Genomic DNA, 15,461 nt, shown 5'->3' on the forward strand with positions numbered 1-15,461 from the left:
TCAATCCTCTTATTTTTTAACCTTTTGGGGACGTTGATAATTTGCTTTTGAAATTTGTTGCGCACGTTCAAAGGAGAGACTTTGTTCGGCTACATCTTTCGTAATCACAGAACCCGCACCAACTGTAGCGCCATTCCCAATGGTCACCGGAGCAACCAGCGAGCTATTAGAACCGATAAAAACGGCGTCGCCAATAGTGGTTTTGTGTTTATTTGCACCGTCATAATTACAAGTAATTGTACCTGCCCCAATATTCGATTCAGCACCGATTTCTGCATCACCTAAATAGGTGAAATGGTTAGCTTTACTACCCAATCCAATTGTTGTGTTCTTAACTTCAACAAAGTTGCCGATATGTACTTCATTTGCCAATTTAGCACCTGGGCGTAAGCGCGCAAATGGTCCAATTTGAGCATTTTCGCCTACAACTGCGCCATCAAAAACGCTATAGGCCTGAACTTTAGTGCCTGCTGCAATTTTGGTGTTCTTTAAAATACAACCAGCACCGATTTCTACAAAATCACCAAGCTCACATTCACCTTCAATAATCACATTGATGTCAATACGAACATCTTGTCCAACTTTTACAGAGCCACGTAAATCAAAACGTGCTGGATCAAAGAACATTACGCCTTGCTGCATTAGCTTTTTGACTTGTTCTTGCTGGAACTGGCGTTCTAAAGCTGCAAGTTGTAAGCGGTCATTAACCCCTTCAACTTCAAAAGCAAGTTCTGGTTCAACAGAGGCAACTTCTAAGCCATCTGCAATTGCCATTGCAACGATGTCAGTTAGGTAATATTCACCCTGTGCATTTTCATTTGAAAGTTTAGGCAACCACTCATGAAGTTTTGCGTTGCTAACACAGTAAATGCCAGTATTAAATTCTTTAATTTGACGTTGTGCTTCGTTTGCATCTTTATGTTCAACAATGGCTTGAATTTTGCCATCTTGACGCACAATACGGCCATAACCTGTTGCATCATCTACAGTGAGCGTAACTAAGCCAATTCCTGTCTGGGTCGATTCATCTAATAATTTTTGTAGCGTATTTGCATTAATACATGGCACATCGCCTGATAAAATCAGTGAAACACCCTCTTTAGGGAGTACAGGTAGGGTCATTTGTACTGCATGACCTGTACCTAATTGTTCTGCTTGTTCAACCCATTGAATATTTTCTTGGGCAAAAGTTTGTTTGACGTGGTCACCACCATGACCATAAATCGTAATAATATTTTTAGCTTGTAATTGTTTTGCTGTTTGAATGACATGTCCTAAAAGTGGACGGCCCGCTAAAGGTTGTAATACTTTAGGAAGCTGAGAACGCATACGCGTTCCTTTGCCAGCAGCAAGAATAATGACGGTAGTTGACATGTATAACTCTAATGATTTAACTCAAATGGATAATAATTAGTGTACAAAGAGCAGCCCATACACCGGCAATAATATCGTCAAGCATAATACCAAAACCACCATGCACTTGACGATCAATAACGCGTATAGGCCAAGGTTTCCAAACATCGAAAATCCGAAATAATATAAATCCCCCGATCACCCACATCCAATTCATTTGTTGTAAATAAAGCAGAGGAAGAAAGGTAATAGATTGACCTGCAAACTCGTCCCACACAATTCGACCATCATCGTGTACATCAATCACTTTTGCAGTGTGACCACAAATATAAATTCCCACCAAGGACATGATGAGAATGGCGATCAAGCTTAAGTTAAAGCCAAGCGATAACCAGATTGGAATGAAGAGTAGGGCAAAGGCAGAGCCAAAAGTACCGGGAGCTTTAGGTGCGAGACCAGATCCGAAACCAACTCCACAGAAAACGATGCAGCGGTTGAACCAAGACATGTCCTTAAAATGAATCGGTGGCTTATGCAAAGTGTTGGTATCCATGAATTTGCAATGGGTAATCTGAACCCAAATGCTCAAAAGTTAGTTGTGTTTGTTCAACGATCTCTCCGATCATTGTAATCTTAATGTCTAGTTGTTTTTGCAAAAGTTTTTCATAATTTTGCGGTGTTATTGTAAAACATAATTCGTAGTCATCGCCACCAGCTAGCGCATATTGCCAGCGCTGCTGTTCCGGTAGTTCTTGTAGTGTTGAATCAATCGGTAACTTTTCTAAAAGTAATCGGGCACCGACCTTTGAAGCTTTTAAAATATGGCCTAAATCTTGGGCTAATCCATCAGAAATATCAATCATACTTGAAGCTAATCCCTTCAACTGTTGTCCAAGCTGACAACGTGGCGTCGGGTAGTCCAGTCTTTTTTGTAATGGATGACCTAGGTGCTGTAAACCATACGCTGCATCACCAACTTGACCGCTCACACAGACATAGTCACCTACTTTGGCGCCTGAACGTAACACAGCTTGTCCAGTTTCAATCCAGCCCATGGCTGTGACGGTAATGGTGAGATGAGGGCCTTGGGTCGTGTCTCCACCAATGAGAGCAACCCCAAATTGATTACAGCAGTCATAAATTCCCTGACTGAATCCTTTAAGCCATTCATGGTCAATGGTAGGTAGGCTGAGCGCAAGTAAAATACTATGCGGTTTTGCCCCCATGGCAGCAATATCTGAAAGATTGACAGCCACACTTTTCCAGCCAATCGCATGGGCAGAAGTATCAAGAGGGAAGTGACGTCCAGCAACGAGTGTATCTGCACAGATCACTAATTGTTGGTTTGCGGGAGGGGTAATTAAGGCTGAGTCATCTCCAATACCTAAGGTGACGTCTGTGTAAGATTGTCTGTTAAAGTACTGGTCAATAATAGAAAACTCAGCCATATCAACTTCAAACCTATTAGTTTGCTTGTTGTTTTTCAGCACTACGTAGTGTTGAACTTAAACGATCTAGAACGCCATTAATATATTTATGGCTATCTGCTCCACCAAAGTGTTTAGCGAGTTCAATAGCTTCATCTAGAACGACACGATAAGGTACTTCTAAATGATCACGTAACTCGTAAGCACCCAAGCGTAATGTTGCTAGCTCTACACCATCAAGTGCACTAAGTTCACGGTCAAGTACCGGAACAAGTAATGCATCAAGATCTTCGTGCTGTGCAATCACTTGTGTTAGCAGTTCGTGATAGTAGTTTAAGTCTACCTTGTGCATTGCATTTTCAGCACGAGTGCGTGCTTCGATTTCATGTACAGGATTGTGACTCATTTGCCACTCATAAATACCTTGTACAGCAAAACGACGTGCTTTACGTTTTGCTGCATAAGCGGCTTGCAGTGTTTGAGACATGCTTTAAATTGCCTTTAATAAATTAACCATTTCAATAGCAGTCAACGCAGCTTCGCTACCTTTGTTTCCTGCTTTTGTACCTGAACGTTCGATGGCTTGCTCGATGCTATCAGTAGTTAATACACCATTGATGACAGGCAAGCTGCTTTCTAACGCGACTACACCTAAACCTTTTGCACATTCACCTGCAACGAAGTCAAAGTGTGGTGTGCTACCACGAATCACTGCGCCAAGTGCGATGATTGCATCAAATTGGTTTGATGTAGCTAATTTTTTAGCAACAATCGGGAGTTCCCATGCGCCAGGAGCATGAATAACAGTAATGTTATCTTCATTTACACCATGACGTTTTAATGTGTCGATTGCACCATCCAATAAGTGTTCAACAACAAAGCTGTTGAAACGACCCACTAAAATCGCATAACGACCTTCGCTTGCGAGATGTAATAAACCTTCAATACGGCGAATTGCCATAGCAACCTCGATTATTTCGTTGTGATTTGATCAGCAGTGACATATTCCACTACTTCTAAATTAAAGCCAGATAAGGCATTGAAACGTAATGGTGAGCTAAGAAGCTTCATTTTTTCAACACCTAAATCACGCAAAATTTGAGCACCGACACCAATAGTTTGATATTGATGTGAAAGTGCTGCATTGGATTTCACCGGTTTTGGCTTATTTAAATCATCCAACGCTGGTCCCAAGTCTTGCAAATGATCTTGACCGATCCAGACTAAAACACCGCGATCACTCGCTGCAATCGTCTGTAGTGCACGGTCTAGATTCCACGCAGGTTCACCATCAGCTTTATTTAGCTTAAGCAAATCGCGAATTGGACTGAAACCATGCACACGTACTGTTGTAACACCTTCTTTTGGCTCGCCTTTGACTAAAGCCAAATGGATGTCCGGGTTACCAATCTCACGATAACGATAGAGTTCAAATGAACCATATTCTGTTTGAATCGTTTTTTGATCCAGACGTTCAACCGTTTGCTCATTGGTCATGCGGTAGTGAATCAAGTCCGCAATTGTACCAATTTTTAAGCCATGCTTCTCAGCAAAAATTTCTAAATCTGCACGGCGTGCCATTGTGCCATCTTCATTAATGATTTCACAAATGACAGAAGCCGGTTCAAGACCTGCTAAACGTGTTAAATCACAACCTGCTTCGGTATGGCCTGCACGGTGTAAAACACCGCCTGGTTGTGCCATTAATGGGAAAATATGGCCAGGTTGTACGATATCAGTTGGTTTTGCATGCGCTGCGACAGCAGTTTGAATTGTATGTGCACGCTCTGCTGCTGAAATACCTGTGGTAATACCTTCAGCGGCTTCAATGGATAACGTAAAGTTTGTACTGTGTTGGGCACCGTTTTGGTCAACCATCAAAGGAAGATTTAACTGTTTACAGCGCTCACGGCTTAACGTTAGGCAAACTAGACCACGTGCATGGGTAATCATGAAGTTAATATCTTCAGGACGAACATGCGTTGCTGCAATGACAAGATCACCTTCATTTTCGCGATCTTCGTCATCCATCAAGATAACCATTTTGCCTGCACGAATATCGGCGACAAGATCTTCAACACGACTCAGCGGCATTCGCTTTCACCTTTTTTTGTCGTAAGACAATTTCTATTTAATAAATTTTGCATAGTTTACGCTGTTTAGATAATTTTGCCTATGATTCTGATTTATCCAAATTTGTGACCTCTAAGAATAGATCGAGATTTAATTTATACAAATAAATCATAAGAAAAAGGAGAGGTTTTAAATAAAAGCTATGAATTTAAATAAAAAAACCTAGCCAAAAGGCTAGGTTCTGATGCGCGTAGTTATTTTTTATGAAGCTGCACTACTTGGACTATCATTTTGTGGGATTGATTTTTTCCCCATCAAAATTTCAGTGCGGATATTTTGAGCAAGTTCAGCACACTCTGCATTCATACCATTGATCATAAATGCATGACGTGTCATCACATTACTTGGGTTTGGCATTGCAACAAGTTGATAGCTATCTTGAATCGCCTTGAGCTGCTCATTCTCTAGATATAAAGCAGACTCTTTAGCGTGAAGATGTTGTGCTAAACGTTGAGCGGCTTCTTTCGCATCAATTTGCATGGCTTCTACAGCATTACACGTTGCACTACGAGTTTGCAGTGCAAAGCGTTTATCTTCACGGTAACGTTTATATAAAACATCTGAAAGTAGTTGGAAGACGGTTCCAATCATAAGCAGACATTCTACGGCATGCGTATGCGACGTTGAAATCGCAAGTGTCGCACCTTCAGCATTAAACTCATCTACCACTTCAATATCTGTGAGCTTCAATTGGTAATGCTTAACGCACAACTCAATACTCTTGTTTAAAAAGAGCTGGCAGAGTTTGAAATAAGGAACAGAGACCGATTGGTTAACACTGCTTAATAACTGTTTAGGATCATAAAACTGGATATTGAGTGCCAACGTATGTTGGTCAGCTGAATCTGAAGTTCTTGCGGTTTGTTGGCGAGCTGCTGGTTTCGCTTTAGCTTGTTGCTGAGCTTGTGCAACCAAGGTTACCGTATTTTGTTTTTCTAGAGCCAATGCTTGAGTTAACTGCTGAATTTCATGCTTCAAGTGGTTTTCTTCATTAATGCGTGCCAAATATTCGCTTCGTGTTGGACGAGCAATCGCGCGATAGGCAAGCCATAATAAAGCATGCAAAAACAGAGAGGCTAAAATTGCAAGCCATTGTGTACGAAGAATTTCTCCAATACTTGGCTGAATTAGCGTAACTTCGATAGACCCCACTTTCTTTTCATTTTGAAGGGCATCACGAGCAAAAATCTCGCCTTGGCGGGTTTTTGAAATTCCGCTCGTTGCTAGAACCTGTTTGTTAGCATCAAGAATGCGAATAGACGCAACACTTGGATTGGTCGCATAGCGATTGGCAATCAGAGCTAAAGACACCGTATTGGCAGGTTCAAGCTCAGATAAGCTGTCTGCAACGAGCTGACTGGTCATGAGCTGACCTTGACTCGCACGGTTTTCATTAAGCTGGTGTGTCGTTGCAATGACCAATAAAAAGGTATGCAATGCAAAACTAACGATCAGTAGGCTAGCAAATAGCCCTTGTCTAGGCGCAATCAAGTTAAACTTCCAAGGCAATTATATTGAAATTCGATTATGATTCTTACAATAGTTGTCACTCAGACTAGAGTCAATTCATGCGAGAAATCATTCTTATATCCTTTTTAGGACCGGACCAACCAAACCAGTTTACCCGATTAATGCAAGTACTATCCGTACATTCATTGCAAATACTGGATGTAGGTCAGGCTGTTATTCATAATCAACTTACATTAGGCATTGTGGTCGCTTCTAATAATGAAACTGCGACCGCATTGGCAATGAAAGAGATTCTGATTTTAGCACATGATATTGGCTTAACAGTGCGCTTTAAACCAATCACGGGCGCAGAATACGATCAATGGGTAAGTGAAGGTGGTCGGACTCGTTATATCGTCACGGCTTTAGCCCCAGAACTCACTGCGGCACACTTACAAGCAGTTACAAAAATTGTGTCTAGCCAAGGCTTTAACATCGAAACAGTAACGCGTTTATCAGGTCGTGTCGACTTTAAAAAGGATAGCGCATTCCCACGCCGTGCATGTGTACAGTTTGGTTTAAGTAGCGGCCCAACTTTAGATGCACAAGCTATGCGTGCTGCATGTTTACTTCTTTCAAGCGAATTAAATATTGATGTTGCTGTTCAAGAAGACAACGCTTATCGACGCAATCGCCGTTTAGTGTGTTTCGATATGGATTCAACCTTAATTGAGCAAGAAGTGATTGATGAGTTGGCGATTGAAGCAGGGGTAGGCGCACAAGTTGCTGAAATTACTGAAAGAGCAATGCAAGGTGAGCTTGATTTCCAGCAAAGCTTCCGTGCGCGCGTTGCATTATTAAAAGGTCTTGATGCCGCTGTTTTACCTAAAATTGCCGAGCGTTTAACCATTACCGAAGGTGCAGAACGCCTGATCTCGACCTTAAAGGCACTGGGTTATAAAACGGCAATTTTATCTGGTGGATTCCAGTATTTTGCTGAATATTTACAAGGCAAACTGGGTATTGATGAAGTTCACGCTAACATTTTAGATGTGCAAGACGGTTTCGTAACAGGTGAAGTGAAAGGTGCGATTGTTGATGGTGCCCGTAAAGCTGAGCTATTACGCGAGCTTGCAAATAAGATGGGTATTTCTCTAGAGCAAGCGATGGCAGTAGGTGATGGCGCAAACGACTTACCAATGCTTGCGATTGCAGGTCTAGGTGTTGCTTATCGTGCAAAACCATTAGTACGTCAAAATGCAAATCAAGCGATTTCAAGTGTTGGTTTAGATGGTGTGCTTTATTTACTCGGTATGCATGACAAAGATTTAAATCGTGCTTAACCTATATGTATAAGCTTTAAGCGCTACTTCAGAGTAGCGCTTTTTTTATACAGAATAGTCATAAAAACAAGCAAGTTATGACAGAATTTTGCACAGAAAAAAGGCAATAAAAAAAACTGAAAAAAACTTATTTTGGGTCTTAAAAACAGCATATTTTTTTGTAATGACACGCCAGAATTGATGCCATATAGGGAATCGAACTTTTTGAATTTTACAAAAATGTAATGACAAAAGAATGTTGCGACAAAGTATGTCGCATTAAGGAAAAACGGGTCTTTTTTTCTAAAAAAAAACATACATAATGCATCCTAAGCTTCAACACAAATCATGAATTAAAGTTGTTTTTGGAATGAGGTCGGGTATTAAAGACCGAATGTTTTTAGACGTTTTCATTAAGACGGAGGTTTCTATGGTAACAGCGAATTTTGCCGCTATCGCCGGATTCAGCTTAATTGCTGTCGCGCTTGTTGCTGTTTTCTTTTCTCCTTACCGTCGTTGGCTTGGTTTTATGCTTGCAGGGATGTTCTTTTGGGGGCTATTGGAAGTGGTCCGTTTTGGAGTTCAAGTCACTTTTGAAATGCCAGTCACATATAGTTATTTAACTGCACTAAGTCTAGCGATGGTAATGGTTACATTTATTTTGTTACGTGAGGATAAACAAGCACAAAAGGCTTTGGCAAATCGCCAATATATAGAACACACGCCAGTATATGAAGATGATCAGCAGCAATGTTCTAGCCGATAATTAAATTGTTATCTAAAGGTAAAAAGGTATGCACAGCATGCCTTTTTCATTTACGAAACGTGATTTTTATTATACAAAGCATTTATTAAAAAATAGCCAGTTATGCTACGATAGATGTGTCTGTTGACGTTTCATCTAGATTGCGTTGCCAGCTAAAAAATATCAATTGATGCATAAAACATAAGCAATGGTATGTCCTTGCTAAGTTTTGCTCTAAAGTTTTCATAAAAATACAATAGGCGTGAATGTTCATGAAACTTTCTTCTATACCTGTAGTCAAGTTACCTCTCGTTGATGTCAGTACAGACCCGTTAGATTTATTGGTAGCAGGTTTAGTGCTGCGTATGAAGCAGTTGGCGCGTACTAGCCCTAAGTTTATTGAACTGATTCATGACCGCGCTTTCCGTATTCAGATCGGTACAGATTTAGGTGTTGCACGTCAGATCATTATTAATAATGGCCAGATCGACACGGTTGCAGGTGCACCTGAAAAGGCTGATTTTATTTTGCAATTTGCAGACAGTGAGCAAGGCGTAAAAACTTTGATCAAAGGTGACCCAACAGCATTTATGACGGGTATGCAAGAAGGCAGTATTAAAATGGAAGGTGACTTCAGCCTATTGGTATGGTTTAACCAAGTCGCTAAGCTCATTCCACCTAAGTTACCAAAACCAGTAAAAGATAAAGTACGTCAGGCGCGTGCTTTCATTAAAGAGAAAACTGGTCGCTAATATCCAGCTAAAAAAAAACTCCCATTTTGGGAGTTTTTTTATATTTATGCTTCGACTTCCAGATTGAATGTCACCGGACCATCATTTATTAAATGTACTTTCATGTCAGCAGCAAATATTCCAGTTTGAACTTTTTCAAATTGAGAATGCGCATATTCAACCAATTGCTCGTATAAAGCTTTTGCATCGCTAGGTGGCATTGCTGGGCCAAAGTCTGGACGCAGACCTTTTTGTGTTTGTGCCATCAAGGTAAATTGTGACACGAGCAGGATTCCACCATTTGCTTGAGATACATTCCAGCCCATTTTGCCTTGCTCATCATCAAAGATTCGATATTTCAAAATCTTATCAATAAGTTTTTGGCCAACAGCCAGAGTATCATCTCGGCCAATGCCTAAAAACACCAGTAGGCCGTGTTGGATTTCGCCTGTAGTTTCACCGTCTACGACCACTTTGGCTTCAAGAACTCGTTGTATTAAAGCGCGCATAGTTAAAGCAAATTTCTATAATTAATTGAATTAATGTAGTTTAGCAGAATTTAAATTAAATGATTTTTAAAAGGAAATTTCATGGAACTGCAACAATGGTATAAAACCTCGCAATTCATCCATAAAAATGTGCTTTAATGCTAAGAAGCAAGCGAATAATCATTGACTATGTCTCCAATTATCCATTCTTTACTAGATACAGACTTGTACAAATTTACGATGCTACAAGTGGTTTTGCATAAATTCCCGCAAACACATAGTGTCTACCATTTTCGTTGCAGAAACTTAGAAGATACAGTTTATCCGTTAGTGGATATTTTGGATGACTTAAACGAGCAACTCGACCATTTATGTAATCTCAAATATAAAGAAGACGAGCTACAATATTTACGAAAATTACGATTTATTAAAAGCGACTTTGTCGATTATTTAGAATTATTCCAACTTAAACGACGTTTTATTCAGGCAAGTATTGATGCCGAAGGCCGATTAGATATTCATATTGAAGGACCAATGGTTCAGGCGATGATGTTCGAGATTTTCGTTCTGGCCATTGTAAACGAATTATATTTTAGCCGTATCAAGACAGATCAAGTTTGGGCCGAAGGCGAACGCCGTTTACAAGCAAAACTCGATTTGATTCAGCAATATGAAAAATCTCAACAGCCAAACGATCCACCGTTTTTAGTTTCTGATTTTGGTACACGTCGTCGTTATAGCTTTGCATGGCAAAAACATGTCGTGGCAGCTTTTCATAAAACTGTACCAAATGTGTTCCGTGGTACAAGTAATGTATTACTGGCTAAAGAGCTTAACATTACACCAATTGGAACCATGGCTCATGAATTCCTACAAGCGTTTCAGGCGCTTGATGTCCGCTTACGTGATTTCCAAAAAGCTGCTTTAGAAACATGGGTACAAGAGTATCGTGGAGATTTAGGAATTGCCCTAACTGATGTGGTGGGGATGGACGCCTTCTTACGTGATTTTGACCTATATTTTGCCAAATTATTTGATGGCTTACGTCATGACAGTGGCGACCCGTATGAATGGGGTGATAAGGCGTATGCACACTATCGTAAATTAAAAATTGATACTAAAACTAAAATGCTGACTTTTAGCGATGGTCTTAATTTGCCAAAGGCATGGGAATTACATCAATACTTTAAAGATCGTTTTCAGGTGAGTTTCGGTATTGGAACTAACCTAACCAATGATATGGGACAAAAGCCGCTCAATATTGTATTGAAACTTGTTGAATGTAATGGCCAGTCGGTTGCGAAAATCTCTGATAGTCCGGGTAAGACCATGACTGACAACGATACTTTCTTGGCCTATTTACGTCAGGTTTTTGAAATCGAAGAACTTGAAGAAGTGGTTTAAGTAAAAAGTAATCTCGCTATTTTTATTTCTAAAAGTGAGAATGCTGATATCTGATTTTCTGCTAAAGCGTAGCAGAAAATCAGAGTTTTTTAGATATATGCTTATGCTAAGATTGGAAATAAGCTGGTATAAAAAGTAACCATGACGATGACCCTCCCTGATTTTAAACTCGATTTATTAATAGAAGCAGAAGAGTTAGTGCCTTATTTAGGCAATGAATATATTCGCGTTGTAGATTTGAGCCGTGCATCGGTTTATGAACAACTCCATATTCCACACGCTATTCACTTACAACCTAAATGGTTAGTGGCTCAACATGAAGAAGCAACTGGTGTTTTGCCAGATGAAGCGGGCTTACAAGCACTTATTGAAAAATTAAATATTTCACCTAATCATCATGTCGTAGTTTATGACGATGAAGGCGGAGCATGGGCTGGGCGTTTAATCTGGAATTTGCACTGTTTAGGATTTACCCGTACCAGTTTAATTAACGGCGGTATCCATGCATGGTTAGGTGCAGGCTTGCCAACTACAGCAGAAGTTGAAAAAGTTTCTCCTGTTGCAGACTTAATTCAGATTGATTTATCACATGCTGCGCAGTTCCGAGTGAACTATGAAGAGTTACGCAAACAAGTTGAGCAAGAAAGTGTGCAATTGTGGGATTGTCGCACGAGTGATGAATATAGTGGTGTCCGTTTAGCAGCGCGACGCGGCGGTCACATTCCAAATGCCCTCCATTTTGAATGGAGTACTGCACTTAATCGTGAAAATCATCTAAAATTGCATCCGCTTGAACGCACGCGGCAGCGCCTTGAACAACTCGGGTTTGATTTACACCAACCTGTAGTTGTGTACTGCCAGTCACATCACCGTTCCGGTTTGGCCTATATTCTGGCTAGACTCTTGGGCTGGGAAGCAAAAGCCTATGATGGTGCGTGGAGTGAATGGGGCAATCGCCTCGATAGTCCTATTATTACTGGAGAATCACCGTCGTGAGTTTCACATCTCGATTAAAAAAAGAATTATTTATTAAGGCACAAAATCTTGTACCACAGCATCAATTGAGCCGTGTGGTAGGTAAAGTGGCGGCGAGTGAAAATCCAGTTGTGAAAGCCGCTGTTATTCATGCATTTAAAACCAAATATGGAATTGATTTGTCGATTGCTGAACAAGGCAATGCATTGAAATATAAATCTTTTAATGACTTTTTTACCCGCGCATTAAAAGAGGGTGTACGTCTGGTTGATGAAAATGCAGATAGCATTGTTTCACCAGCGGACGGTGCAATTTCCCAAATTGGTAAAATTACTGCGGGTGAAGTATTTCAAGCAAAAGGTCAAAGTTTCTCTGTAGAGAAACTCATTGGCGATCCACAACTTGCTCAGCCATTTCAAGATGGTGAGTTCGCAACAGTTTATTTGTCACCGCGTGATTACCACCGTGTGCATATGCCATTTGCAGGTACATTAACAGAAACGTTATATGTACCAGGCGAGCTATTTTCGGTAAATCAGGTCACTGCTGAAAATGTACCGGGGTTATTTGCTCGTAATGAACGCATGGTGTGTTTGTTTGATACTGAACTTGGCCGTATGGCTGTTGTTCTAGTAGGAGCGATGATTGTTGCGGGTATTGAAACTGTGGCAACAGGCAAGGTAAAACCTTCAGGCCGTATTGAATTGCAACATCATCAGTTAAAGCTAGAGAAAGGTGCTGAGCTTGGACGTTTTTATTTAGGTTCTACAGCCGTTATTTTATTTGAAAAAGATAAGATCGAATGGGAACAACGTTTTAAAGCTGAATCTGTAGTTGTAATGGGCGAGCGCATGGGGCATACAATTTAGTCTTCTATAGAGCTCGTATAAAAAGCAAACCCTGAGTTTAATTATTCAGGGTTTATTTTTTGATTTAAATTATATAAAAGTAAAATATATAACTATGTATTTATCTATATTATATGGAAATATAATTATTGTTAAGTAATCTGAAATAGCACGTTATAGAAGCTAGTCTATAAATATGTGTCTGAAAAGAGCAAAAATATTAATATGATTGAAAATTAATAAATAAAAAGAGAAAGGAATATTTAAGTTAGTTTTAAGTCGTAATTTTACTTTTATTTGAAGATAAGTAATTAAATACAAAAAATTTATTTAATTTTATAAATACGAGGCGCTTTTTAGATATTGCACAGCCTTTAGCCTTGGCACAATGCTTGCTAACTACTCAGGACCTTACTGTAATTTTCATATTTTTTAGGTTCTGAAATCATGTTAAAAGTTAAATGTCTGACAGCTTCGGTTTTATCTGTACTTTGTATTTCACTCACTCATGCCAATGATTTTAAAGTTTTAAATCAAATTTCAAAACAACCTACTCAACTTCAAACTGGGGAATATAAAGGGAATTATTATGTTCCATCTACTTTAAATACCATTACATGGGGTTATTTACCAAATCGAGATGCTAAACCCGTGCTTACTGTTCCGTCGGGTAGTGTCGTAACATTTGATACGGTTTCTCATGAAGGTTTGCTTGAAGACCAAGGGCGTAATGCTGAAAAGTTCTTTAAATCGAAAGGCGTAAATTCTAATCAAATATTAGAAGATGCAAAAATAATTACGCAATCAAATTTAAAGCATGATTTTCATAAAGATGGACCGCATATTGTGACAGGCCCTGTTGCAATTGAAGGCGCACAGCCCGGTGATATTCTAAAAGTTGAAGTACTTAAAGTTGAGCCGCGTGTTCCTTATGGCGTTATTTCAAATCGACATGGTAAAGGTGCTTTAGTAGGGGAGTTTCCTAAAAAAGAAAAACAAGAAAATGCATCGGCTGAGCATCCTGAACGCTATGGAAATGTCTCAATTTTCACACCAATTGAAAAAAATGCTAAAGGTGAGTACGAAGGTGTATTAAAAACAGAATCGGGTAAATCAATACGTTTTCCACTATATCCTTTTATGGGAATTATGGGGGTAGCAGCCAATACTTCTGAGCCTGTTCACTCTGTACCACCTGCAATGTATGGCGGAAATATTGATATTAATGAATTAGGTGCAGGTTCAACCGCTTATTATCCTGTTCAGGTTAAAGGTGCATTATTCTATACGGGTGATAGTCATTTCGCGCAAGGGGATGGAGAGGTGGCATTAACGGCACTAGAAGCTTCAGCCCGCGCCACGCTGAAATTTACCTTGCTCAAAGCAGGTAGGGACAAAATACCAGGCAAAGATTTAAAACAACCTTTAGCTGAAAATGCTGAGTTTTGGATTACACCAGGACTTGATGAAGATCTAGATGAAGCGATGAAGAAATCTACACGTGAAGCCATTCGTTTCTTAAACCAAGAATATGGTATTGACGAAGCAACAGCATATGCCTATTTAAGTGCCGCAACTGATTTTGAAGTTTCACAAGTAGTAGATAAAACCAAAGGTATTCATGCAAAAATCAGAAAAGCTGATTTTAAAGAGTTTGAGAGTAAATAATAAAAAAGGGAGCCAAGCTCCCTTTTTTATTTAGTCCAACCATATTTTTTGAAAATAGCATTACCTTGCTGAGACGATAAAAACTCTACAAAACGTTTTGCTCCAGCGTCTTTTAAACTATGTTTAGTCAAGGCTACGCCTGTGTCGCGATAGACAACTAGCTCTGGTTCGATAGGTATAATTTGTCCAACGTCTGGGTTACTGATTCCCCAAATATTAAAGACTAACCAAGCATCATAGCTGGTATTTTCTTCCCAGTTTTTCTTGGCAATACCTGTGTTGGCTGCATAGGTGACAATATTCTTTCGAAAAGCTTTTGTTAATTGAATATTTCCGGTTCTGCCAGCGATATCTTCCCACATACCGACTTGACCTGCCCCATGTGTAACTAAAACCTTAACGCCAGATTTAGCGAGGTCTTTAAATCCTTTAATATTTTTAGGGTTTCCTTTTCTCACTAAAATCGCTGCGGGACGTAAATATAAAGGTTCTACCGAGTCTTTTATAATTTGCTCAGAAAAGGTATTTTCGAAATCAGACATCATGGCTTCTGAACCGCTATATATAACATCAGCATCTAGTTTCGCCTTTTCAGACCATTGAGCAGTAGGACCAGAAGTCACATGGGCTACTATACCTGTCTTATTAGTGAATTGTTTGGCGGCTTCTTTCATAGCGGGTGCTGGGCCACCCGGACCATATACTTGTACGTCTGCAAAGCTATGGATGGATAGAGAACCGAGAATAAGAAAAATCAGGTAGGGTATAAATTTTTGTTTTGACATTTTAATCGCTATCGTAATTAAGAAAATATCAGCATATATTTTTTATTATTGAAATTGGATTAATTTTTGCAACGATATTTATAATACATTTCTTTAAAATATATTTTAATTAGATTTTAAGTGACTATATAAA

Annotated in this window: 16 protein-coding genes; 7 read left to right on the top strand and 9 right to left on the bottom strand. The window is 39.6% G+C overall.

Annotated elements, in window-relative coordinates; all coding sequences use genetic code 11:
* Positions 1 to 9: 9 nt before the first annotated feature.
* From glmU to SOI76_RS00450, 7 genes are all read right to left on the bottom strand, one after another.
* Positions 10 to 1,374: a bifunctional UDP-N-acetylglucosamine diphosphorylase/glucosamine-1-phosphate N-acetyltransferase GlmU gene (glmU, locus tag SOI76_RS00420; protein ID WP_104080003.1), complete on the bottom strand. Its 1,365-nt coding sequence runs from the start codon at positions 1,372 to 1,374 to the stop codon at positions 10 to 12.
* Between the two features lie 16 nt (positions 1,375 to 1,390).
* A complete protein-coding gene (gene pgpA, locus SOI76_RS00425; protein WP_104080004.1) occupies positions 1,391 to 1,906 on the bottom strand; it encodes a phosphatidylglycerophosphatase A in 516 nt (171 codons plus the stop codon).
* Positions 1,884 to 2,801 (bottom strand): thiamine-phosphate kinase, encoded by a 918-nt coding sequence (gene thiL, locus SOI76_RS00430; protein WP_104080005.1) that lies wholly within the window; start codon positions 2,799 to 2,801, stop codon positions 1,884 to 1,886. The genes pgpA and thiL overlap by 23 nt, the downstream gene beginning before the upstream one ends.
* A gap of 16 nt (positions 2,802 to 2,817) precedes the next feature.
* Positions 2,818 to 3,267 carry a transcription antitermination factor NusB gene (nusB, locus tag SOI76_RS00435; RefSeq protein ID WP_032054550.1) on the bottom strand — a complete coding sequence of 150 codons (450 nt, stop codon included), beginning with the start codon at positions 3,265 to 3,267 and terminating at the stop codon, positions 2,818 to 2,820.
* Between the two features lie 3 nt (positions 3,268 to 3,270).
* Positions 3,271 to 3,741: a 6,7-dimethyl-8-ribityllumazine synthase gene (ribE, locus tag SOI76_RS00440; RefSeq protein ID WP_002119264.1), complete on the bottom strand. Its 471-nt coding sequence runs from the start codon at positions 3,739 to 3,741 to the stop codon at positions 3,271 to 3,273.
* 11 nt (positions 3,742 to 3,752) lie between these two features.
* Positions 3,753 to 4,874 carry a bifunctional 3,4-dihydroxy-2-butanone-4-phosphate synthase/GTP cyclohydrolase II gene (ribBA, locus tag SOI76_RS00445; protein ID WP_016142707.1) on the bottom strand — a complete coding sequence of 374 codons (1,122 nt, stop codon included), beginning with the start codon at positions 4,872 to 4,874 and terminating at the stop codon, positions 3,753 to 3,755.
* A gap of 240 nt (positions 4,875 to 5,114) precedes the next feature.
* The gene (locus SOI76_RS00450; protein WP_104080006.1) at positions 5,115 to 6,422 is read right to left on the bottom strand and encodes a hypothetical protein; all 1,308 of its coding nucleotides are present in this window, start codon (positions 6,420 to 6,422) and stop codon (positions 5,115 to 5,117) included.
* 59 nt (positions 6,423 to 6,481) lie between these two features.
* On the opposite strand from SOI76_RS00450, the gene serB reads away from it, so the two are divergent.
* From serB to SOI76_RS00465, 3 genes are all read left to right on the top strand, one after another.
* A complete protein-coding gene (gene serB, locus SOI76_RS00455) occupies positions 6,482 to 7,705 on the top strand; it encodes a phosphoserine phosphatase SerB (RefSeq protein WP_104080007.1) in 1,224 nt (407 codons plus the stop codon).
* A 409-nt stretch (positions 7,706 to 8,114) separates the two neighbouring features.
* Positions 8,115 to 8,450: a ciprofloxacin tolerance protein AciT gene (aciT, locus tag SOI76_RS00460; protein WP_002119105.1), complete on the top strand. Its 336-nt coding sequence runs from the start codon at positions 8,115 to 8,117 to the stop codon at positions 8,448 to 8,450.
* Between the two features lie 251 nt (positions 8,451 to 8,701).
* The gene (locus SOI76_RS00465) at positions 8,702 to 9,181 is read left to right on the top strand and encodes an SCP-2 sterol transfer family protein (protein WP_025470417.1); all 480 of its coding nucleotides are present in this window, start codon (positions 8,702 to 8,704) and stop codon (positions 9,179 to 9,181) included.
* A 44-nt stretch (positions 9,182 to 9,225) separates the two neighbouring features.
* Here the strand turns inward: SOI76_RS00465 and dtd are convergent, their stop codons facing one another.
* Positions 9,226 to 9,669 (bottom strand): D-aminoacyl-tRNA deacylase, encoded by a 444-nt coding sequence (dtd, locus tag SOI76_RS00470; protein WP_016142711.1) that lies wholly within the window; start codon positions 9,667 to 9,669, stop codon positions 9,226 to 9,228.
* 168 nt (positions 9,670 to 9,837) lie between these two features.
* On the opposite strand from dtd, the gene pncB reads away from it, so the two are divergent.
* From pncB to SOI76_RS00490, 4 genes are all read left to right on the top strand, one after another.
* Positions 9,838 to 11,052, top strand: coding sequence for a nicotinate phosphoribosyltransferase (pncB, locus tag SOI76_RS00475; RefSeq protein ID WP_005078724.1), 1,215 nt, complete (start codon positions 9,838 to 9,840; stop codon positions 11,050 to 11,052).
* 147 nt (positions 11,053 to 11,199) lie between these two features.
* On the top strand, positions 11,200 to 12,048 hold the full coding sequence (gene rhdA / locus SOI76_RS00480) for a sulfurtransferase (protein WP_032054544.1): 849 nt from the start codon (positions 11,200 to 11,202) through the stop codon (positions 12,046 to 12,048).
* Positions 12,045 to 12,896, top strand: a complete 852-nt coding sequence (gene asd, locus SOI76_RS00485) for an archaetidylserine decarboxylase (protein WP_032054543.1) — start codon at positions 12,045 to 12,047, stop codon at positions 12,894 to 12,896. The genes rhdA and asd overlap by 4 nt, the downstream gene beginning before the upstream one ends.
* A gap of 426 nt (positions 12,897 to 13,322) precedes the next feature.
* Complete coding sequence (locus tag SOI76_RS00490) at positions 13,323 to 14,543, top strand: acetamidase/formamidase family protein (RefSeq protein ID WP_104080008.1); 1,221 nt, start codon at positions 13,323 to 13,325, stop codon at positions 14,541 to 14,543.
* A gap of 26 nt (positions 14,544 to 14,569) precedes the next feature.
* Here SOI76_RS00490 and SOI76_RS00495 read toward each other — a convergent pair whose 3' ends face one another.
* Positions 14,570 to 15,328, bottom strand: coding sequence for an AcfC family putative adhesin (locus SOI76_RS00495; RefSeq protein WP_104080009.1), 759 nt, complete (start codon positions 15,326 to 15,328; stop codon positions 14,570 to 14,572).
* Positions 15,329 to 15,461 lie beyond the last annotated feature (133 nt).

Source organism: Acinetobacter pittii, assembly GCF_034064985.1.
Taxonomy (GTDB): domain Bacteria; phylum Pseudomonadota; class Gammaproteobacteria; order Pseudomonadales; family Moraxellaceae; genus Acinetobacter; species Acinetobacter pittii_H.